Origin of the sequence: Pseudomonas sp. SLFW (assembly GCF_009905615.1) — a bacterium.
Lineage (GTDB): Bacteria > Pseudomonadota > Gammaproteobacteria > Pseudomonadales > Pseudomonadaceae > Aquipseudomonas > Aquipseudomonas bambusae.
The window spans coordinates 224,832-242,979 of record NZ_JAAAKW010000001.1; the positions used below are offsets into that span (position 1 = coordinate 224,832).

An 18,148-nucleotide genomic window follows, 5' to 3' on the forward strand; every position below is an offset into this window, starting at 1 on the left:
TGTGACCAGCATGGAATTGCCTGATTTAGAACCGGCTCAGCCGTTCGACCCCCGTTCGAACTTCGACGACCCGCTGCTGGATGGCCTGCTCATCCTCTGTCGGCTCCACGATTGCAACGCCAGCCGCAGCAGCCTCAGCGCTGGCCTGCCCCTGGCGCAGCAATCCCTGAGCGTCGATCTTCTCCCCCGCGCCGCTGCCCGTGCCGGTTTGCAAGCGCGCATTCTGCGCCGCGACCTCAACGCCATCGACGGCCTCAACCTCCCGGTTCTGCTGCTGCTCAAGGGCAACCGCTGCGCGATTCTCCGACGTTGGGAAGACGACGGACGCGCGCTGATTCTTCCGAGCGAAGCCGATGGCGGCGAGCAACGGGTCACCCGCGAAGAGCTGCAAACGCTCTACACCGGCCAAGCCCTGTTCGCCCGCCCTCGTCATGAGCTGGAAAACCTGCGCGCGCCGCTGGTGCCGAGGGTCAACGCCTGGTTTCGCGACACGATAAAGCTGTCTCGCGGGCTGTATGGCGATGCGATTCTGGCGAGCCTGCTGATCAACTTGCTCGGCCTGATGGTGCCGCTGTTCGTCATGCAGACCTATGATCGCGTCGTGCCCAATCAGGCGACCTCGACCTTGTGGGTGTTGGCCATCGGGCTGTTGATCGGCACTGGCTTCGAACTGACCTTGCGACTGGTGCGAGCGCACCTGCTGGATCAGGCCGGGAAGAAGACCGACGTGATCCTCTCCGCAACCCTGTTCGAGCGCATCACCGGCATGGCCATGAAGGCCCGTCCTGCCAGCATCGGCGGCTTCGCCCAGAGCATTCACGACTTTCAGGGTCTGCGGGAATTCCTCACCGCCGTCACCCTGACCAGCATTATCGACTTGCCGTTCGCCGTGTTAATGCTGGCGGTGATCGGCCTGCTCGGCGGCTGGCTGGTGGTGATTCCGTTGGTGGCGTTCCCGGTCACCATTCTGTTCGCGTGGATCATCCAGATCCGCCTGCGCGACACCGTTGAACGCAGCCTGGCGCTCGGCGCAGAACGGCAAGCGCTGTTGGTGGAAACCCTCGGCGGCCTGGAAACCCTCAAGGCCTGCGGCGCCGAAAGCGAACGCCAGCACAAATGGGAATCGACCCACGGCGCCCTCACCCGCCTCGACAGCCACGCCCGTGACCTTTCGGCGCTGGCCAGCAACGGCACGCTGTTCATCCAGCAGTTTTCGGGCATGGCGACCATCGTGGCCGGAGTCTACATCATCATCGCTGGCAACCTCAGCGTCGGTGCGCTGGTGGCCAGCTACATGCTCGGCAGCCGCGTGCTCGCACCGCTCGGGCAAATCGCCGGGTTGATCACGCGCTACCAGCAGGCGCAGGTCACGATGAAAAGCACCGACGCGCTGATGGCCCTGCCTCAGGAACGCGAGCAAGGCAAAAACCCACTGCAACACACCCTGCTCAAGGGCGACATTCAGGTGGTCAACGCCAGCTTTGCCTACGGCGGGCCGGGCACAGCAGCCGCGTTGCACGACGTCAGCATCAGCATCAAGCCCGGCGAGCGCATCGGCATCATTGGCCGTAGCGGTTCGGGCAAAAGCACGCTGGCCCGCTTGATGATGGGGTTCTACGCCCCGGACGCGGGCCAGTTGCTGCTGGACGGCCTGGACCTGCGGCAAGTGGATGTGGCCGATCTGCGTCAGCAAGTGGGGTACGTGGCCCATGATCTGCCGCTGCTCGCCGGGAGCCTTCGGGACAACCTGACCCTCGGCGCCCGCTACGTCACCGATGCGCGGATGCTCGAAGTGGCGGAGCTGACGGGCGTGACCGAACTGGCGCGCAATCATCCGATGGGCTTCGATCGGCCGGTCGGTGAGCGTGGGCAGTTGCTGTCCGGCGGGCAGCGGCAGGCGGTGCTGATGGCGCGAGCCTTGTTGCTTGACCCACCGATCATGCTGCTCGACGAACCCACCAGCCACATGGACAACGCCAGCGAAGACGTCCTGCGGCAAAAGCTGTTCGACCGAATGCAGGGCAAGACGCTGCTGCTGGTCACCCACCGCATGTCGATGCTCAGTCTGGTGGATCGGCTGGTGGTGCTGGACAACGGCAAAGTCATGGCCGACGGCCCCAAGGCGCTGGTCGTCGAAGCACTGCGCAAGGGCCGCGTCGGCCCGTCCTCGGTTTAAGGAGCGTCAACCATGTCTTCCGCTCACCGTTATTTTCATCCGGGCCGTCAGGTCGATCTTGAGTTCATGCCCGAGGTCGCTGGCGTCGCCGCGCAGGATTCATCCCGAGGTGCCCGAATCACCGTGTGGATCGCCGCCGCGCTGATCGTCACCGCGCTGGTCTGGGCCAAATTCGCGGTGCTCGAAGAGGTCACCATGGGCGAAGGCAAGGCGATTCCGTCGAGCAAGGTTCAGGTGATCCAGAACCTGGAAGGCGGCATCGTCACCGAGATTTTCGTCCGTGAAGGGCAGATCGTGAACAAGGGCGACACCCTGCTGCGCCTGGATGACACGCGGTTTCTGTCCAACAAGGGCGAGAGCGAGGTCGATAAATACACGCTGATGGCGCAAGTGGATCGGCTGTCGGCGGAGTCGGAGGGGCGTCCGTTCAAGCCGTCGGCCGTGGTGCTGAGCAAGGCGCCGCAGGTCGCGGCTGACGAGCAGGCGTTGTACGACTCGCGCCAGCGGCGTCTGGCCAGCGAGCAGCGCACGTTGCAGGAACAGTTGCGGCAGAAGATGCAGGAAGTCGCCGAGTTTCGCTCCAAGCAGGATCAGTACCGCAATCAGCTGGGGTTCATTCAGCAGGAGCTGAGCATGTCGGCGCCGCTGGTGAACAGCGGCGCGGTGTCGCCGGTGGAAATCATTCGGCTCAAAGGCAAGGCGTCTGAGGCCCGCGGGCAAATGGATGCGACCTCGCTGGCGATTCCCCGGGCTGAAGCGGCGATCAATGAGATCAAGAGCAAGATCCAGGAATCCCTCGACAGCTTCCGCTCGGACGCTACAAAAGACCTGAACGACAAACGCTCAGACCTGGCCAAAGCCAGCGCCACCAGCATCGCCATCGACGACCGCGTGACCCGCACCACCGTCACCTCTCCGGTCAAAGGCATCGTGAAAACGCTGAAGGTCAACACCATCGGCGGCGTGGTCCAGCCTGGCAGCGACATGGTGGAAATCGTGCCGCTGGACGACAACCTGCTGATCGAAGCCAAAGTCCGCCCGCAAGACGTCGCCTTCCTTCACCCCGGCCAGAAAGCCATGGTCAAATTCAGCGCCTACGACTACACCATCTACGGCGGCCTCCCCGCCAAACTCGAACTCATCGGCGCCGACACCACCACCGACGACAAGGGCAACACCTTCTACCTGATCCAGGTCCGCACCGACCGCAACCACCTGGGCAGCAACGAAAAACCCCTGCTGATCATCCCAGGCATGGTCGCGACGGTGGACATCATCACGGGTGAGAAAAGCGTGATGGATTATTTGCTGAAGCCGGTGCTGAAGGCGCGGACCGAGGCGTTGCGGGAGCGGTGAGCGCGAGGGTGTCAGACAGGCCGCCTTCGCTGCCGTCGTAACCTCCGGCGTCTCCCACAGGAACTGCGAAATCCCGGACGCTCGCGGCTGACTCCTGACCGCCTTTGATTCTGGACGGAGGCCGTGGAGCTGGCGCGTTCCAAGCTCTTGATTCTGGCCGGAGGCTGTGAGACGGGTGCGCTCCAAGCTCTTGATTCTGGCCGGAGGCTGTGGGACGGGTGCGCTCCAAGCTCTTGATTCTGGCCGGAGGCCGTAGGAGTTGGCTTGCCTACGATCTGACGCGCAGCGGCAGCAAACTCTGCGCACGCGTCGTGTCAGGTGCACCGGGTTGTGTGGTTTTGCTGTCGCTGCGCAACAGATCGCAGGCAAGCCAGCTCCTACGGCCTTCGGCCAGAATCAAAGGCGGCCATGTGTCGACCGCCAGCGTTCCGGACCTCACCAATCCTGTGGGAGACGCCGGAGGTTACGACGGCAGCGAAGGCGGTCGAGCTGACACACCACACGCCGCCTAAACACCGATCACCTCTTCTTATCCCCCTTCTCAAACGCCGCCTCCAGCGCGTTGTTGATCGTGCGCAGCACTTTCACCCGCGCCCAGCGTTTGTCGTTGGCTTCGACCAGCGTCCACGGGGCGATTTCGGTGCTGGTGCGGTCGACCATGTCGCCCACGGCCTCACGGTATTGCGGCCATTTGCTGCGGTTGCGCCAGTCGTCTTCGGTGATCTTGTGGCGTTTGAAGGGGATCTTTTCCCGGGCCTTGAAGCGCTCCAACTGAGTCTGGTCGTCGATGGCCAACCAGAATTTAACGACGACGATGCCCGCGTCAGTGAGCTGTTCTTCGAAGTCGTTGATCTCGCTGTAGGCCCTCAGCCAGTCATCCTGTGAGCAGAAACCCTCGACCCGTTCCACCAGCACCCGGCCATACCAAGAACGGTCGAACACGGTGAATTTTCCTCGCGCCGGTATCTGTCGCCAGAAACGCCACAGGTACGGTTGGGCCAATTCGTCCTGTGTCGGCGCGGCAATCGGCACGATGTGGTATTGCCGAGGGTCGAGCGCCCCGGCCACGCGTTTGATCGCCCCGCCCTTGCCCGCCGCGTCGTTGCCTTCGAACACCGCGACCAGCGCGTGACGGCGCATGCGTTTGTCGCGCATCAGGCCGGACAGCCGCGCCTGCTCAGCGATCAACTGTTCGTCGTAATCATCCTTTTCCAGCGACAGGGTCATGTCCAGATTGTCGAGCAGGCTCAATTCATCGGTGTTACTCGGCAACGGCCCGATGTTGACCATGTTGGCGCTGCCTTCCGGCGTCTTCAGCGCGTTCTGCAACCCTTCCAGCAGCAGGCGGCCGACGGTCAGGCTGCGGTAGTTGGCGTCCACGCCTTCAATGACGTGCCACGGCGCGTAGTCGCGACTGGTGCGGCGCAACACCCGCTCGCCGAAGCGCACGAATTTGTCGTACGTCTGGGATTGCTGCCAGTCCAGCGGGCTGATGCGCCAGCTGTGCAGCGGGTCGTCCTTGAGGGTCTTGAGGCGCAGCTTCATCTGCTTCTTGGACAGGTGAAACCAGAACTTGAAGATCACTGCGCCCTCGTCGACGAGCATCTTCTCCAGACGTTCGGCGCCGTTGATCGCCTGATCGAGCACCGGGTCCTTGAACTGCTTGTGCACCCGGCCCTGAATCATCTGGCTGTACCAGTTGCCGAAGAAGATGCCGATGCGGCCTTTCGGGGGCAGTTGGCGCCAGTAACGCCAGACCGGCGGGTGGGCCAGCTCTTCGTCGGTCTGTTGATCGAAGGTGCGCACTTCGATGTAGCGCGGGTCCATCCAGTCGTTGAGCAGCTTGACCGTCTCGCCCTTGCCCGCGCCTTCGATGCCGTTGATCAACACGATGATCGGGCGCTTGGCCTGTTCATGCAGTTCGTATTGGGCTTCCAGCAGGGCTTCGCGAAGGGCCGGGACCTGTGCGTCGTAGGTCTCGTCGTCAATGGTGTGGCCGATTTCAGCGGATTCGAACATGTAGGGCTCCTGTTCCTTGTCGCTCAAGACTAGCGGATCAATGTCTGCGATGAGGACTGTGACAGCAAAAGCCTGTTATGGATCAATCGTCATGCAGCAAGATCGAGGGCGCAGTGGGTTAAGATGCCGACCTTGCACCTGCCCACGCGCCCTTTAGTAGCCCAACCATGACCACCCTCCAGCACGCCCAGCTCGACTGGGATGAAAACGGCAACCCGATTTCCCGGGCCTTTGCCGACGTCTACTTTTCCAACGAATCAGGTTTGGCCGAGACGCGTCATGTGTTCCTGACCCAGAACGCGTTGCAGGAACGCTTCACCGCGCTGCCTGCGAACGGGCGCCTGGTGATTGGCGAGACCGGGTTTGGCACGGGGCTGAATTTTCTCTGCGCCTGGCAACTGTTCGATGCCTGCGCGGCCCCCGGTGCGCGGCTGCACTTCGTCAGCGTCGAAAAATTTCCGCTCAGCCGCGCCGACCTCGTGCGCGCCCTGAACCTGTGGCCCGAGCTGAAACCCTTTGCCGACCCACTGCTCGCGCAGTACGTCGCGATTCACGAAGGCTTTCAACGGCTGGTGTTCGACGGCGGACGCGTGACCCTGACCCTGTTGATCGGCGATGCACTGGAGATGCTGCCGCAACTGGACGGGCCCATTGATGCGTGGTTTCTCGACGGTTTCGCGCCCGCGAAAAATCCGGAAATGTGGACCCCTGAACTGTTTGCCGAACTGGCACGTCTGGCCGCGCCGAACTCGACCATTGGCACGTTCACCAGCACGGGCTGGGTCCGTCGCGCCTTGAACGCGGCGGGTTTCAAGATGAAACGGGTGCCGGGCATCGGGCACAAATGGGAGGTTTTGCGAGGGGTGTTCGTGGGCTGGCCTGAAGCTGCTGCCGCTCCTGCGGCGGCGAAACCCTGGTTTGCTCGCCCCTCTTTCAAGCACGCGGAACGCAAGGCACTGGTGATCGGCGCAGGACTGGCGGGCTGTGCCACGGCGTCGAGCCTTGCGGCTCGGGGTTGGCAGGTCAGCCTGCTGGAACGTCATGACGACCTGGCGCAAGAAGCGTCGGGCAATCCGCAGGGCGTGCTGTACCTGAAGCTCTCGGCACACGGCACGGCGTTGTCGCAGCTGATCCTCAGCGGCTTCGGCCACACCCGGCGCCTGCTGGAACGGCTTGAGCGAGGTGTGGATTGGGGCGATTGCGGCGTGCTGCAACTGGCGTTCGACGAGAAGGAAGGCGAGCGACAGGCGCAATTGGCCGAGGCGTTTTCCCCCGGTTTGCTGCATGTGTTGAATCAAGCTGATGCCGAAGGCGCAGCGGGCGTGGCGCTCCCTAGCGGCGGGCTGTTTTACCCGGAAGGCGGCTGGGTGCACCCGCCCGCGCTGTGTCGGCACCAGGCCAGCGTGTCGAACATTCAATTGATGACGCACAACGACGTGGTCGACCTGCGCCGTGACGGTGATGTGTGGCAAGCGTGGGAGGGCCAGCACCTGCTGGATTCGGCCCCTGTCGTGGTGCTGGCCGGAGCTGCGGAAGTGAAACGCTTCCCGGCCAGCGCCGATCTGCCGCTCAAGCGCATTCGCGGGCAGATCACCCGATTGCCCGAAACCGCCGCCAGCCAGTCGCTGAAAACAGTGGTCTGCGCCGAAGGCTACGTCGCGCCGGGTCGCCTGGGCGAACACACCCTCGGCGCCAGTTTCGACTTCAACAGCGACGATCTCACCCCCACCACCGCTGAACACTTGGGCAATCTTGCGCTGCTGCGGGAAATCTCCGCCGACCTGACCGAGCGTCTGCAGGCCGAGCAATTGCCTGTCGACCAGCTGCAAGGCCGCGCCGCTTTCCGCTGCACCAGCCCCGATTACCTGCCCATCGTCGGGCCGCTGGCGGATCGCGAGGCGTTTTTCGAGGCCTACGCGGTACTGCGCAAAGACGCCCGACAAATCCCCGAAACCGAATGCCCGTGGCTGGACGGGCTGTACGTCAACAGCGGCCACGGCTCGCGAGGTCTGATCACCGCGCCGTTGTCCGGGGAATTGATCGCGGCGTGGCTGGACAACGAACCCCTTCCCTTGCCACGCAGCGTGGCCGAGGCGTGTCATCCGAACCGGTTTTTGGTGAGGCAGTTGATTCGTGGGAAATGAAGTGAGTGTTCCAGGCGATCCCTTCGTACCTGACCCACCGCATTCGCCACTGTCGTAACCTCCAGCAGCTCCCACAGAGACCGCGTCGACTCAATATCCCTGTGGGAGACGCCGGAGGTTACGACGGCAGCGAAGCGGCGGGTCAGTGACAGGGATGGTGCCTGGCACAACGCTTTCGCGGGCAAGTGCGCTCCTACGGTCTGCGGCCAGAAGCAGATCGCGAACACTACGCAAATCCCGGTATGCTCCCCCCATCCTTCCATCAGGTGCCTGTCAATGCTGCAAGTCCAAGGCGTGTTCAAGAGCTATGCCACGGCCCAAGGCCCGTTGACAGTACTGCGCGGGGTGGATTTGCGGTTGGGCCAGGGCGAAAGTCTGGCATTGATGGGCGAGTCCGGCAGCGGCAAGAGCACGCTCCTGCACTTGGTCGCCGGTCTGGATCAGGCGGATCAGGGCAGCATCGAGATCGCGGGCAAGCGTCTGGATCAGATGAATGAAGCGCAACTCGCCAACTGGCGGCGTACTGAAATCGGTCTGGTGTTCCAGCAGTTCAACCTGATCGGCAGCCTCAAGGTCGAGGACAACCTCGCGTTTCAGGCGCGGCTGGCGGGGCGTCATGACGCGGCTTGGCAGGCCGAGTTGGTCGAGCGATTGGGCCTCGGCGAATTGCTCAAACGTTATCCCGAACAACTGTCCGGCGGCCAGCAGCAGCGGGTCGCCATCGGTCGTGCCCTCGCCTCGCGTCCCGGCCTGTTGCTGGCAGACGAACCCACCGGCAGCCTCGACGAAAGCACCAGCGACGAAGTCCTGCAATTGCTGCTGGACCTGCTGGTCGACAGCCCCACCAGCCTGTTGATGGTCACCCATAGCCCGAGGGTCGCAGCGCGACTGAACCGTCAGGTGGTGTTGCACCTGGGCCTGCTGGCCGCTGAAGGCGAACGCTGATGGCGGTGTTTTTCTGGCCGCTCAAGGCGCTGCTCAGCCATTGGCGGCGCCACCCCGTGCAGTTTTGCAGCGTGCTGACCGGCCTGTGGCTGGCGACCAGTCTGCTCACGGGCGTGCAGGCCCTGAACAGTCAGGCGCGAGAGAGTTACGCCAAGGCCAGTCAGTTGATCGGCGGCGAGCCGCAAAAAGTGCTGGTCGCGCCCAACGGCGCAAATTATTCCCAAGAGCTGTTCGTCAGCCTGCGCCGTGCGGGTTGGCCGGTGTCGCCTGCGTTGCGCGGTCGCATCACCCTGAAAGACGTTCCCGATCAGCGCTTGGTCCTGCTGGGCATTGAGCCGGTGACGCTGCCGGTCAACACGGCGCTGGCCGGACAGACGCTGGACACCGCGCAAATCGTCGAATTTTTCACGCCGCCCGGCAGCACCTGGATTTCCCCGCAGACGATGCAGGCGCTGGGGCTGCATGAAGGTGACCGCCCGCTGAGCGAATCCGGTCAAGCGCTGCCGCCGATTCACGCTCAACCAGACATGGCCCCCGGTCTGCTGCTGATGGACATCGGCTTCGTCCAACAACTGCTGAACCAGCCCGATCAGATCTCGCGGATGATCCTGCCGAGCGACTTCGCCGAAGACCCGCCGCCCCTGCCGGACGACATGAAAGGCGAGCTGGTGATCCGCAAAAGCGGCGAAGACAACGACCTTGGGCGTCTCACCGAAAGCTTTCACTTGAACCTCGACGCGCTGGGTTTTCTGTCGTTCGTGGTGGGCCTTTTCATTGTCCACGCGGCGATTGGCCTGGCGCTGGAGCAACGTCGGGGGCTGCTGCGCAACCTGCGAGCCTGCGGGGTCAGTGCCCGGGGGCTTATCGCCAGTCTGGTGATCGAACTGGGGGCGCTGGCATTGCTGGGCGGGATTGCCGGGGTCATCAGCGGGTATTGGCTGGCGAGCCTGCTGCTGCCCGACGTCGCCGCAAGTTTGCGCGGGCTGTACGGCGCGGAGCTGGCCGGGCACCTGAATCTGAGCCTCTGGTGGTGGCTCAGTGGTTTGGGTGTCTCGCTGCTGGGCGCCTTTCTCGCCGGGGCCAGCAGCCTGTTGCGGGCGGCGCGCCTGCCGTTGCTGGCCTTGGCCAACGCGCAAGCCTGGCATGACACCCACGCGGGCTGGTTGAAGCGCCAAGGCTGGATCGCGGGCATTTCGGCCGTGATTGCGCTGCTCGCCGCGCTGTTCGGCAACAGCCTGGCGGAGGGTTTCGTGTTGATGGCAAGCCTGCTGCTCAGTGCCGCGCTGGGTCTGCCGGTGCTGCTCAACGCCCTGCTCAATGTGTTGCTCGGCAAAAGCCGCTCGGTGCTGGGCCAGTGGTTTCTCGCCGATTGTCGTCAGCAATTGCCGGCCTTGAGCCTGGCGCTGATGGCGCTGCTGTTGGCGATGGCGGCGAACATCGGCGCGGGCAGCATGACGTCGGGTTTCCGCCAGACCTTCACCCACTGGCTGGAGCAGCGCCTCAGCGCCGAGCTGTACATCAACCCGCAAAACCCGGCTCAGGCTGCGCCGTTGCAAAAATGGCTGAGCGAACAACCCCTGACTCGCGCCGTGCTGCCCAACTGGCAGGTGTCACTGCAACTGCGCGGCTGGCCCGCCGAGCTGTACGGCGTGATCGACAATCCGCATTACCGTCAGCACTGGCCGCTGCTGGTGTCTTCCGGGGAGGACCCTTGGGGTCAATTGGCCAAGGACAACACGCTGATGCTCAGCGAACAGTTGGCGCGGCGGCTCAAGGTCAGCGTCGGCGATGAAGTGAAGCTCCCCGCGCCGGACGGAGACTGGCCGCTGAAGGTCGTCGGCATCTACGCCGATTACGGCAATCCCAAAGGCCACATGCTGGTCAACGCCAATCACCTCCTCGCACACTGGCCGGACCTGACGCCCAACCGTTTCAACCTGCGCATCGACACCCGTGCCATCCCGCAATTGCTGCGGGTGTTGCACAACAAATTCACCATCGATGACAACCGCATCGTCGATCAGATCCAGCTCAAGGCGTGGTCGCGGCAGGTATTCGAACGCACCTTTTCCGCGACCGCTGCGCTCAACAGCCTGACCCTGATGGTGGCGGGGGTGGCGCTGTTCATCAGCCTGCTGACCCAGAGCCAGAGCCGCCTCGGGCAACTCGCGCCGCTGTGGGCCTTGGGGGTGACGCGCAAGCAATTGATGTTGCTGAACCTAGCGCAAACCTGGCTGCTGGCGGTGCTGACACTGGTGCTGGCGATCCCGCTGGGGCTGTTGCTGGCGTGGTGCCTGGACGCGGTGATCAACGTTCAGGCCTTCGGTTGGCGGCTGCCGTTGCAGGTGTTCCCGATGCAGCTGCTGCGCCTGATGCTGCTGGCGATGCTCGCGACTTTGCTGGCCTCGGCGTGGCCGTTGTATCGCCTGTATCGCACCCGACCTGCCGATTTGCTGAGGACGTTCGCCAATGAAAATTAAGGCGGTTGCCCTGCTGACGGTCGTGCTGTTGATGGCGGGCTGTGACGAAAAAACCGAGGAAGAAAAAGGCTTCGCAGGGCTGGCGGACGACGCGGCGAGTTATGCCCAAGTCACGCCGGACAAGCATTTCGTGTTTCCGCTGGACCACGGCGCGCACAACGACTTCCGCATTGAATGGTGGTACGTCACCGCCAACCTCAAGGACGCCGACGGCCAGTCATTCGGCGTGCAATGGACGCTGTTTCGCAACGCCCTGCCCCGCTCGAAAACCGGGCCGCAGGACAACCACGGCTGGAACAACCGCAACCTGTGGATGGGCCACGCCGCCGTGACCTCGGAGGACGAGCACTACGCCGCCGAGCGTTACGCCCGAGGGGGTGTGGGTCAGGCGGGCGTAACACTGGCGCCGTTGTCGGCATGGATCGACGATTGGGGTTTGACCAGCCATGCCAGCGTCGAAGACCCACTGGCCGACATGCAACTGGAAGCCCGTGGGCCGCATTTCAGCTATCGCCTGCACCTGACGTCGAGCAAGCCGCTGGTGCTGCAAGGCCACCAGGGTTTCAGCCAGAAATCCGAACAGGGGCAGGCTTCGTATTACTACAGCCAGCCGTTTTTTCAGGCCGAAGGCAGCGTCGAGATTGACGGCCAGACGTATCAGGTCTCCGGCCCCGCCTGGCTGGACCGCGAATGGAGCAGCCAGCCGCTGACGCAAAACCAGACCGGCTGGGACTGGTTCTCCCTGCACCTGAAAGATGGCTCGGACGTGATGCTGTACCGCATGCGACAACGGCACAACGACCCTTACCTGACGGGCACCTGGATCAACGCCGATGGCAGCACAGAGCAATTGGCGGCGAAGGACATCGAGCTGGAACCTGAAGACACTACCGATGTGCAAGGCCGCGACATGCCCACCCGTTGGTCGGTGAAAATCCCCGGCAAGGGCGTGGACGTGACCGTTGAAGCGCTCAATTCACAAGCGTGGATGGACCTGCAGATTCCCTATTGGGAAGGCCCGGTGCGGGTGAGCGGGAGCCAGAAAGGCGTGGGGTATCTGGAGATGACGGGGTATTAGCGTCATGCACAACCCCGCTTCTGCCCGAAGGCCGTGGGAGTTGGCTTGTGATTCTGTGGGAGTTGGCTTGCCTACGATCTGTTGCGAAGCGACAGCAAAATCCGCTCGCACGATCAATCTGACATACCCGAGGTGTCTGATTTCACTGCCGCTTCGCGCCCGATCGTCTGATCGCAGCCCGGAGCAAGCTTACTCCCACGCCTTCGGCAGAATCACAAGCAGCTGGTGAGAATCCAGCGGTCTCACCACAGGCCTTATAACCGATCGTTCTAAAACTCTCGCAATCCGCACCGGTCAGTCTTTGGGTAGCCGGACTTCCCCGGCCACATTCCCCAACGGAAAACCGGTAAGGACTTATGTGCGGATTAGCTGGTGAACTACGTTTCGACAATCAACCTGCGGATCTCGCCGCGGTAGAACGCATCACCCATCATCTGGCCCCTCGCGGCCCGGATGCCTGGGGTTTTCATAGCCAAGGGCCGATTGCCCTGGGCCATCGTCGCCTGAAAATCATGGACCTGTCTGACGGCTCGGCGCAGCCGATGATCGACAGCCATCTGGGCCTGTCACTGGCCTTCAACGGTGCGATTTATAACTTTCCGGAATTGCGCGCCGAGCTGGAAAGCCTCGGCTATCAATTCCATTCCGGTGGCGACACCGAAGTGCTGCTCAAGGGCTATCACGCCTGGGGCGCCGACATGCTGCCCAAGCTGAACGGCATGTTCGCCTTCGCCATCTGGGAGCGCGACAACAAGAGTCTCTTCATCGCTCGCGACCGTCTCGGCGTGAAGCCGCTGTACCTGTCGCGCACCGATAAACGCCTGCGTTTCGCCTCGGCCCTGCCTGCCCTGCTCAAAGGCGGCGACATCAGCCCGATGCTCGACCCGGTCGCGCTGAACCATTACCTGAATTTCCACGCTGTGGTCCCTGCCCCGCGCACCCTGCTCGCTGGCGTCGAGAAAATTCCGCCGGCCACCTGGATGCGTGTGAGCGCCGACGGCAAGGTCGAACAGAAAGTCTGGTGGACGCTGCCGTACGGCCCTCATGCCGATGAAGCGAACCTGACCCTCGAAGACTGGCGCGACCGCGTGCTCGACAGCACCCGTGAAGCCGTGGCCATCCGCCAGCGTGCTGCTGTGGACGTTGGGGTGCTGCTCTCGGGCGGCGTCGATTCCAGCATGCTCGTGGGCCTGTTGCGCGAAGTCGGTGTAAAAGACCTTTCGACGTTCTCCATCGGCTTCCAGGATGCGGGCGGCGAGCGTGGCGACGAGTTCCAGTATTCGGACTTGATCGCCAAGCACTACGGCACGAACCATCATCAGTTGCGCATCAAGGAAAGCGAGATCATCGAGCAGTTGCCTGCCGCGTTCCGCGCCATGAGCGAGCCGATGGTCAGCCACGACTGCATTGCCTTTTACCTGCTGTCCCGCGAAGTCGCCAAGCACTGCAAAGTGGTGCAGAGCGGCCAGGGCGCGGACGAACTGTTCGCCGGGTATCACTGGTACCCGCAAGTCGATGGCGCCAGCGACCCGTATGCGGCCTATCGCGAAGCGTTCTTCGACCGCAGCTACGACGAGTACGCAGCCACGGTTGCCCCGCAATGGCTGACCCAGAACGACGCTGCCGGTGATTTCGTGCGCGAACACTTCGCCATGCCGGGCGCCGATGCGGGTGTCGATAAAGCCCTGCGGCTGGACAGTACCGTGATGCTGGTGGACGACCCGGTGAAACGCGTGGACAACATGACCATGGCCTGGGGTCTGGAAGCACGCACGCCGTTCCTCGACTACCGCCTCGTTGAGCTGTCAGCCCGTGTTCCTGCGCGCTTCAAGCTGCCGGACGGTGGCAAGCAAGTTCTGAAAGAAGCGGCGCGTCTGGTGATCCCTTCCGAGGTCATCGACCGTAAGAAAGGCTATTTCCCGGTGCCGGGCCTCAAGCATCTGGAGGGCGACACGCTGAACTGGGTGCGCGACCTGTTACTCGACCCGAGTCAGGACCGTGGCCTGTTCAACCCGACGATGCTCGATACGCTGCTGACCAACCCAGATGGTCAATTGACCCCGCTGCGCGGCTCGAAGCTGTGGCAGCTCGCAGCCCTGAACCTGTGGCTCAGCGAACAAGGACTTTGACCCATGAAAGCCAACGCTTCGATCTACAACCAGCGCCTGTTGCGCGGTCAGGCGCCGTCCTACGAGCGTTTGCAGGCGCGCTTCGCCGAAGACGGTAGTTCCCTCAATGACGAGCCCCTGGCCTTGCATTGCGGCTGGGGCCGTCTGCTGATCGGCCACACCTACCCTGATCCTGCGGCGCTGGCGAACGAACTGCTTAACGAAAAACCCGGCGAGCGCGACATCGCGTTGTACATCGCGGCGCCGCAGCAAGTGCTGGCGCAATCGCCACAGCAATTGTTCCTCGACCCTTCGGACACGCTGCGCCTGTGGTTCAGCGATTACCGCCCTTCACAGCGGGTATTTCGTGGCTTCCGGATTCGTCGTGCGCAGAACCAGGCCGACTGGGACGCGATCAACAACCTGTACATCGCGCGCGGCATGCTGCCGATCGACCCGACCCTGCTGACCCCGCGTCATCAGGGTGGTCCGGTGTACTGGATCGCCGAGGACGAGACCACTAATGCGGTGATCGGCAGCGTCATGGGCCTGAATCATCAAAAGGCTTTCAACGATCCGGAAAACGGCAGCAGCCTGTGGTGCCTGGCCGTCGATCCGCAATGCACCCGGCCCGGCGTCGGCGAAGTGCTGGTGCGTCATCTGATCGAGCATTTCCAGAGTCGCGGTCTGGCCTACCTGGACCTGTCGGTGCTGCACGACAATCAGCAGGCGAAAAACCTTTACGGCAAGCTCGGCTTCCGCAACCTGCCGACCTTCGCCATCAAGCGCAAGAACGGCATCAACGAAAAGCTGTTCCTCGGCCCCGGCCCGCAGGCGGACTTCAATCCGTATGCGCGGATCATCGTCGAAGAAGCCCATCGTCGCGGCATCGAGGTGCAGGTGGACGATGCCGAAGCCGGGCTGTTCACGCTGATTCACGGCGGCCGTCGCATCCGTTGCCGTGAGTCGTTGAGCGACCTGACCACCGCCGTCAGCATGACCCTATGCCAGGACAAGCGCCTGACCAATAAGGTACTGAAAGCGGCGGGCCTCGAACTGCCGGTGCAACAACTGGCGGGCAATGCGGACGACAACCTGGGGTTTCTCGACGAGCACGCACGGATCGTGGTCAAGCCGGTGGATGGCGAGCAGGGCCAAGGCGTTGCGGTCGATTTGCGCACCATCGAAGACGTGCAGGCGGCGGTCGAACGTGCGCGGCAGTTCGACTCCCGCGTGTTGCTGGAAAGCTTCCACGAAGGGTTCGACCTGCGCATTGTCGTCATCGGGTTTGACGTGGTGGCCGCCGCCATTCGTCGTCCTGCAGAAATCATGGGCGACGGGCGTCACACCATCGGTCAACTGATCGAAGCCCAGAGCCGTCGTCGTGCTGCAGCGACCGGGGGCGAAAGCAAGATTCCGATGGACGACGAGACCCGGCGTACCGTCGAAGACGCCGGTTTCACCTTCGACAGCGTGCTGCCTGCCGATCAGCGCCTGGCGGTTCGCCGCACGGCCAACCTGCACACGGGCGGCTGCCTGGAAGACGTCACCGCCATCCTGCACCCGGTGTTGAAAGACGCCGCCATCCGCGCCGCCCGCGCCCTCGACATCCCGGTGGTGGGCCTGGACCTGATGGTCCCGGCCGCCGATCAACCGGACTACGTGTTCATCGAAGCCAACGAACGCTGCGGCCTGGCCAACCATGAGCCACAGCCGACCGCCGAACGCTTCGTCGATCTGTTGTTTCCCCATAGCCTGCCTGTTCACGGCTAAAAGCAGCTATGAGTTGTAAGCTGCAAGCTGCAAGAAGTTGGCGCGACCACTTGCAGCTCGTAGCTTGTCGCTTGCCGCTGCTCCGACTGGAGCTACCATGACCACTGCAAAGAAAATCCATGAACCGGATCTGAATTACCTGCAGAAAGTCCTGCTGGAAATGCTCGCGATTCCAAGCCCCACAGGCTTCACAGACACCATCGTGCGCTACGTCGCCGAGCGTCTTGAAGAGTTGAGCATTCCCTTCGAACTCACCCGTCGCGGCACCATCCGTGCGACGTTAAAAGGCAAACAGAGCAGTCCCGACCGCGCCGTTTCCGCGCACCTGGACACCATCGGCGCCAGCGTGCGCGAGGTGAAAGACAATGGTCGTCTGGGCCTGGCGGCCGTCGGTTGCTGGTCGAGCCGATTTGCCGAGGGTAGCCGCGTCAGCGTGTTCACCGACACCGGCGTGATTCGCGGCAGCGTCTTGCCGTTGATGGCTTCAGGGCACGCGTTCAACACCGCCGTCGACACCATGCCGATCAGTTGGGATCACATTGAACTGCGTCTGGACGCCTACTGCGCGACTCGCGCTGATTGCGAGTCGCTGGGCATTAACGTGGGTGATTTCGTCGCTTTCGATCCGTTGCCCGAGTTCACCGAAAGTGGCCATATCAGCGCCCGTCACCTTGACGACAAGGCGGGTGTCGCGGCACTGCTCGCGGCCCTCAAGGCCATCGTCGACAGCGGCGCCGAGCCACCTATCGATTGCCACCCGCTGTTCACCATCACCGAAGAAACCGGCAGCGGCGCGGCGGGCAGTCTGCCGTGGGACGTCAGTGAATTCGTGGGGATCGACATCGCGCCGGTCGCGCCGGGCCAGCACTCCAGCGAACACGCGGTCAGCGTGGCCATGCAGGATTCTGGCGGGCCGTATGACTATCACCTGTCCCGGCATTTGCTGCGGCTGGGCCAGGAAAAAGAACTGTCGGTGCGCCGCGACCTGTTCCGCTATTACTACAGCGACGCGCACTCGGCGATAACGGCAGGTTATGACACCCGCACCGCGCTCCTGGCCTTTGGTTGCGACGCGACGCATGGGTATGAGCGTACGCACATTGACAGCCTCAATACGCTGAGCAAACTGCTGACGGCTTACATCCTCAGCCCGCCGGTATTTGCGAGCGATGCGAAGCCGGCCAATGCGTCCCTGGAAAACTTCAGCCACCAGCTGGAGCACGACGCGCAGATGGAATCGGACACGCGCGTGCCTGCGGTGGATACATTGGTGGGGCAGCGGTAGACACGGTTCGAATAACCGCAGCCCTTGCCTGTGAGATTCAACCTGTGGGAGCGAATTTATTCGCGATACGGTGGTACATCCGCTAGCGATTGTTGGATGTACCTACCTTCGTCGGAATGCCGTCCAGAATGAATTCCCTTCCACATTTCGCTCTTATTGCCAATGAGATCGTAGGAATCCATCAACGCCGACGTAGCCCCATTCCCCCGACCACGCTAGCATCCCCGCCATCTGCCCTTCGCAACGACCGAGAACCCCATGCTAATCCCCTACGACCAACTCGAAGCCGACACCCTGACGCGTCTGATCGAGGACTTCGTGACCCGCGACGGCACCGACAATGGCGATGACACGCCGCTGGAAACCCGCGTATTGCGGGTTCGCCACGCGTTGAGCAAAGGTCAGGCGGTGATCTTCTTCGACCTCGAAAGCCAGCAATGCCAACTGATGCTCAAGCACGAAGTACCCAAGGAGTATTTCGAAGACTGAGCACGATGCCGTCGTGAAGGGATGTCATCAGGAACCGGAGGGCGGCGCCGCCATCTGCTGCAAGCGCTGGGCAATGCGCCGATAGACCTCGGCACGGTGGATTTTCACGTGCTGCGGGGCATCGATCCCCAAGCGCACCTGATTGCCAGTGATCCCCAGAATCTGCACCGTGATGTCATCACCGATGGAGAAGGTTTCTCCTATTTCCCGCGTCAATACCAGCATCTTTCCTACTCCCTGGGTGGTAACCGAGGGGGCAGGTTGCCGCGCTGGATCCAATGCTTCAATGCGCCTG

Annotated in this window: 12 protein-coding genes; 10 read left to right on the forward strand and 2 right to left on the reverse strand. The window is 62.8% G+C overall.

Annotation, left to right across the window (positions count from 1 at the left end):
- The first annotated feature begins 10 nt into the window (after positions 1 to 10).
- Both GVN17_RS00890 and GVN17_RS00895 read left to right on the forward strand, forming a co-directional pair.
- The gene (locus GVN17_RS00890; RefSeq protein WP_166593798.1) at positions 11 to 2,176 is read left to right on the forward strand and encodes a type I secretion system permease/ATPase; all 2,166 of its coding nucleotides are present in this window, start codon (positions 11 to 13) and stop codon (positions 2,174 to 2,176) included.
- A gap of 12 nt (positions 2,177 to 2,188) precedes the next feature.
- Positions 2,189 to 3,532, forward strand: a complete 1,344-nt coding sequence (locus GVN17_RS00895; protein WP_166593343.1) for an HlyD family type I secretion periplasmic adaptor subunit — start codon at positions 2,189 to 2,191, stop codon at positions 3,530 to 3,532.
- A 519-nt stretch (positions 3,533 to 4,051) separates the two neighbouring features.
- On the opposite strand, the gene pap is transcribed toward GVN17_RS00895, so the two are convergent.
- Positions 4,052 to 5,551 carry a polyphosphate:AMP phosphotransferase gene (pap, locus tag GVN17_RS00900; RefSeq protein ID WP_166593344.1) on the reverse strand — a complete coding sequence of 500 codons (1,500 nt, stop codon included), beginning with the start codon at positions 5,549 to 5,551 and terminating at the stop codon, positions 4,052 to 4,054.
- A gap of 167 nt (positions 5,552 to 5,718) precedes the next feature.
- Between pap and mnmC the strand changes: the two genes are divergently transcribed.
- The 8 genes from mnmC to GVN17_RS00940 all read left to right on the forward strand — a co-directional run bounded on the left by mnmC (position 5,719) and on the right by GVN17_RS00940 (position 17,853).
- A complete protein-coding gene (mnmC, locus tag GVN17_RS00905) occupies positions 5,719 to 7,695 on the forward strand; it encodes a bifunctional tRNA (5-methylaminomethyl-2-thiouridine)(34)-methyltransferase MnmD/FAD-dependent 5-carboxymethylaminomethyl-2-thiouridine(34) oxidoreductase MnmC (RefSeq protein WP_166593345.1) in 1,977 nt (658 codons plus the stop codon).
- A 276-nt stretch (positions 7,696 to 7,971) separates the two neighbouring features.
- Positions 7,972 to 8,640, forward strand: coding sequence for an ABC transporter ATP-binding protein (locus GVN17_RS00910; RefSeq protein WP_166593346.1), 669 nt, complete (start codon positions 7,972 to 7,974; stop codon positions 8,638 to 8,640).
- Positions 8,640 to 11,120, forward strand: coding sequence for an ABC transporter permease (locus GVN17_RS00915; protein WP_166593347.1), 2,481 nt, complete (start codon positions 8,640 to 8,642; stop codon positions 11,118 to 11,120). The genes GVN17_RS00910 and GVN17_RS00915 overlap by 1 nt, the downstream gene beginning before the upstream one ends.
- Positions 11,110 to 12,198 (forward strand): lipocalin-like domain-containing protein, encoded by a 1,089-nt coding sequence (locus GVN17_RS00920; RefSeq protein ID WP_166593348.1) that lies wholly within the window; start codon positions 11,110 to 11,112, stop codon positions 12,196 to 12,198. Before GVN17_RS00915 ends, GVN17_RS00920 begins: the two co-directional genes overlap by 11 nt.
- A gap of 356 nt (positions 12,199 to 12,554) precedes the next feature.
- Positions 12,555 to 14,327 (forward strand): N-acetylglutaminylglutamine amidotransferase, encoded by a 1,773-nt coding sequence (locus tag GVN17_RS00925; protein WP_166593349.1) that lies wholly within the window; start codon positions 12,555 to 12,557, stop codon positions 14,325 to 14,327.
- 3 nt (positions 14,328 to 14,330) lie between these two features.
- Positions 14,331 to 16,079 (forward strand): N-acetylglutaminylglutamine synthetase, encoded by a 1,749-nt coding sequence (gene ngg, locus GVN17_RS00930; protein WP_166593350.1) that lies wholly within the window; start codon positions 14,331 to 14,333, stop codon positions 16,077 to 16,079.
- Between the two features lie 97 nt (positions 16,080 to 16,176).
- Positions 16,177 to 17,364: an osmoprotectant NAGGN system M42 family peptidase gene (locus GVN17_RS00935; RefSeq protein ID WP_166593351.1), complete on the forward strand. Its 1,188-nt coding sequence runs from the start codon at positions 16,177 to 16,179 to the stop codon at positions 17,362 to 17,364.
- A 258-nt stretch (positions 17,365 to 17,622) separates the two neighbouring features.
- A complete protein-coding gene (locus GVN17_RS00940; RefSeq protein WP_166593352.1) occupies positions 17,623 to 17,853 on the forward strand; it encodes a YheU family protein in 231 nt (76 codons plus the stop codon).
- Positions 17,854 to 17,880: 27 nt separating this feature from the next.
- Here the strand turns inward: GVN17_RS00940 and csrA are convergent, their stop codons facing one another.
- Positions 17,881 to 18,078: a carbon storage regulator CsrA gene (gene csrA, locus GVN17_RS00945; protein ID WP_166593353.1), complete on the reverse strand. Its 198-nt coding sequence runs from the start codon at positions 18,076 to 18,078 to the stop codon at positions 17,881 to 17,883.
- Between the last annotated feature and the right edge of the window lie 70 nt (positions 18,079 to 18,148).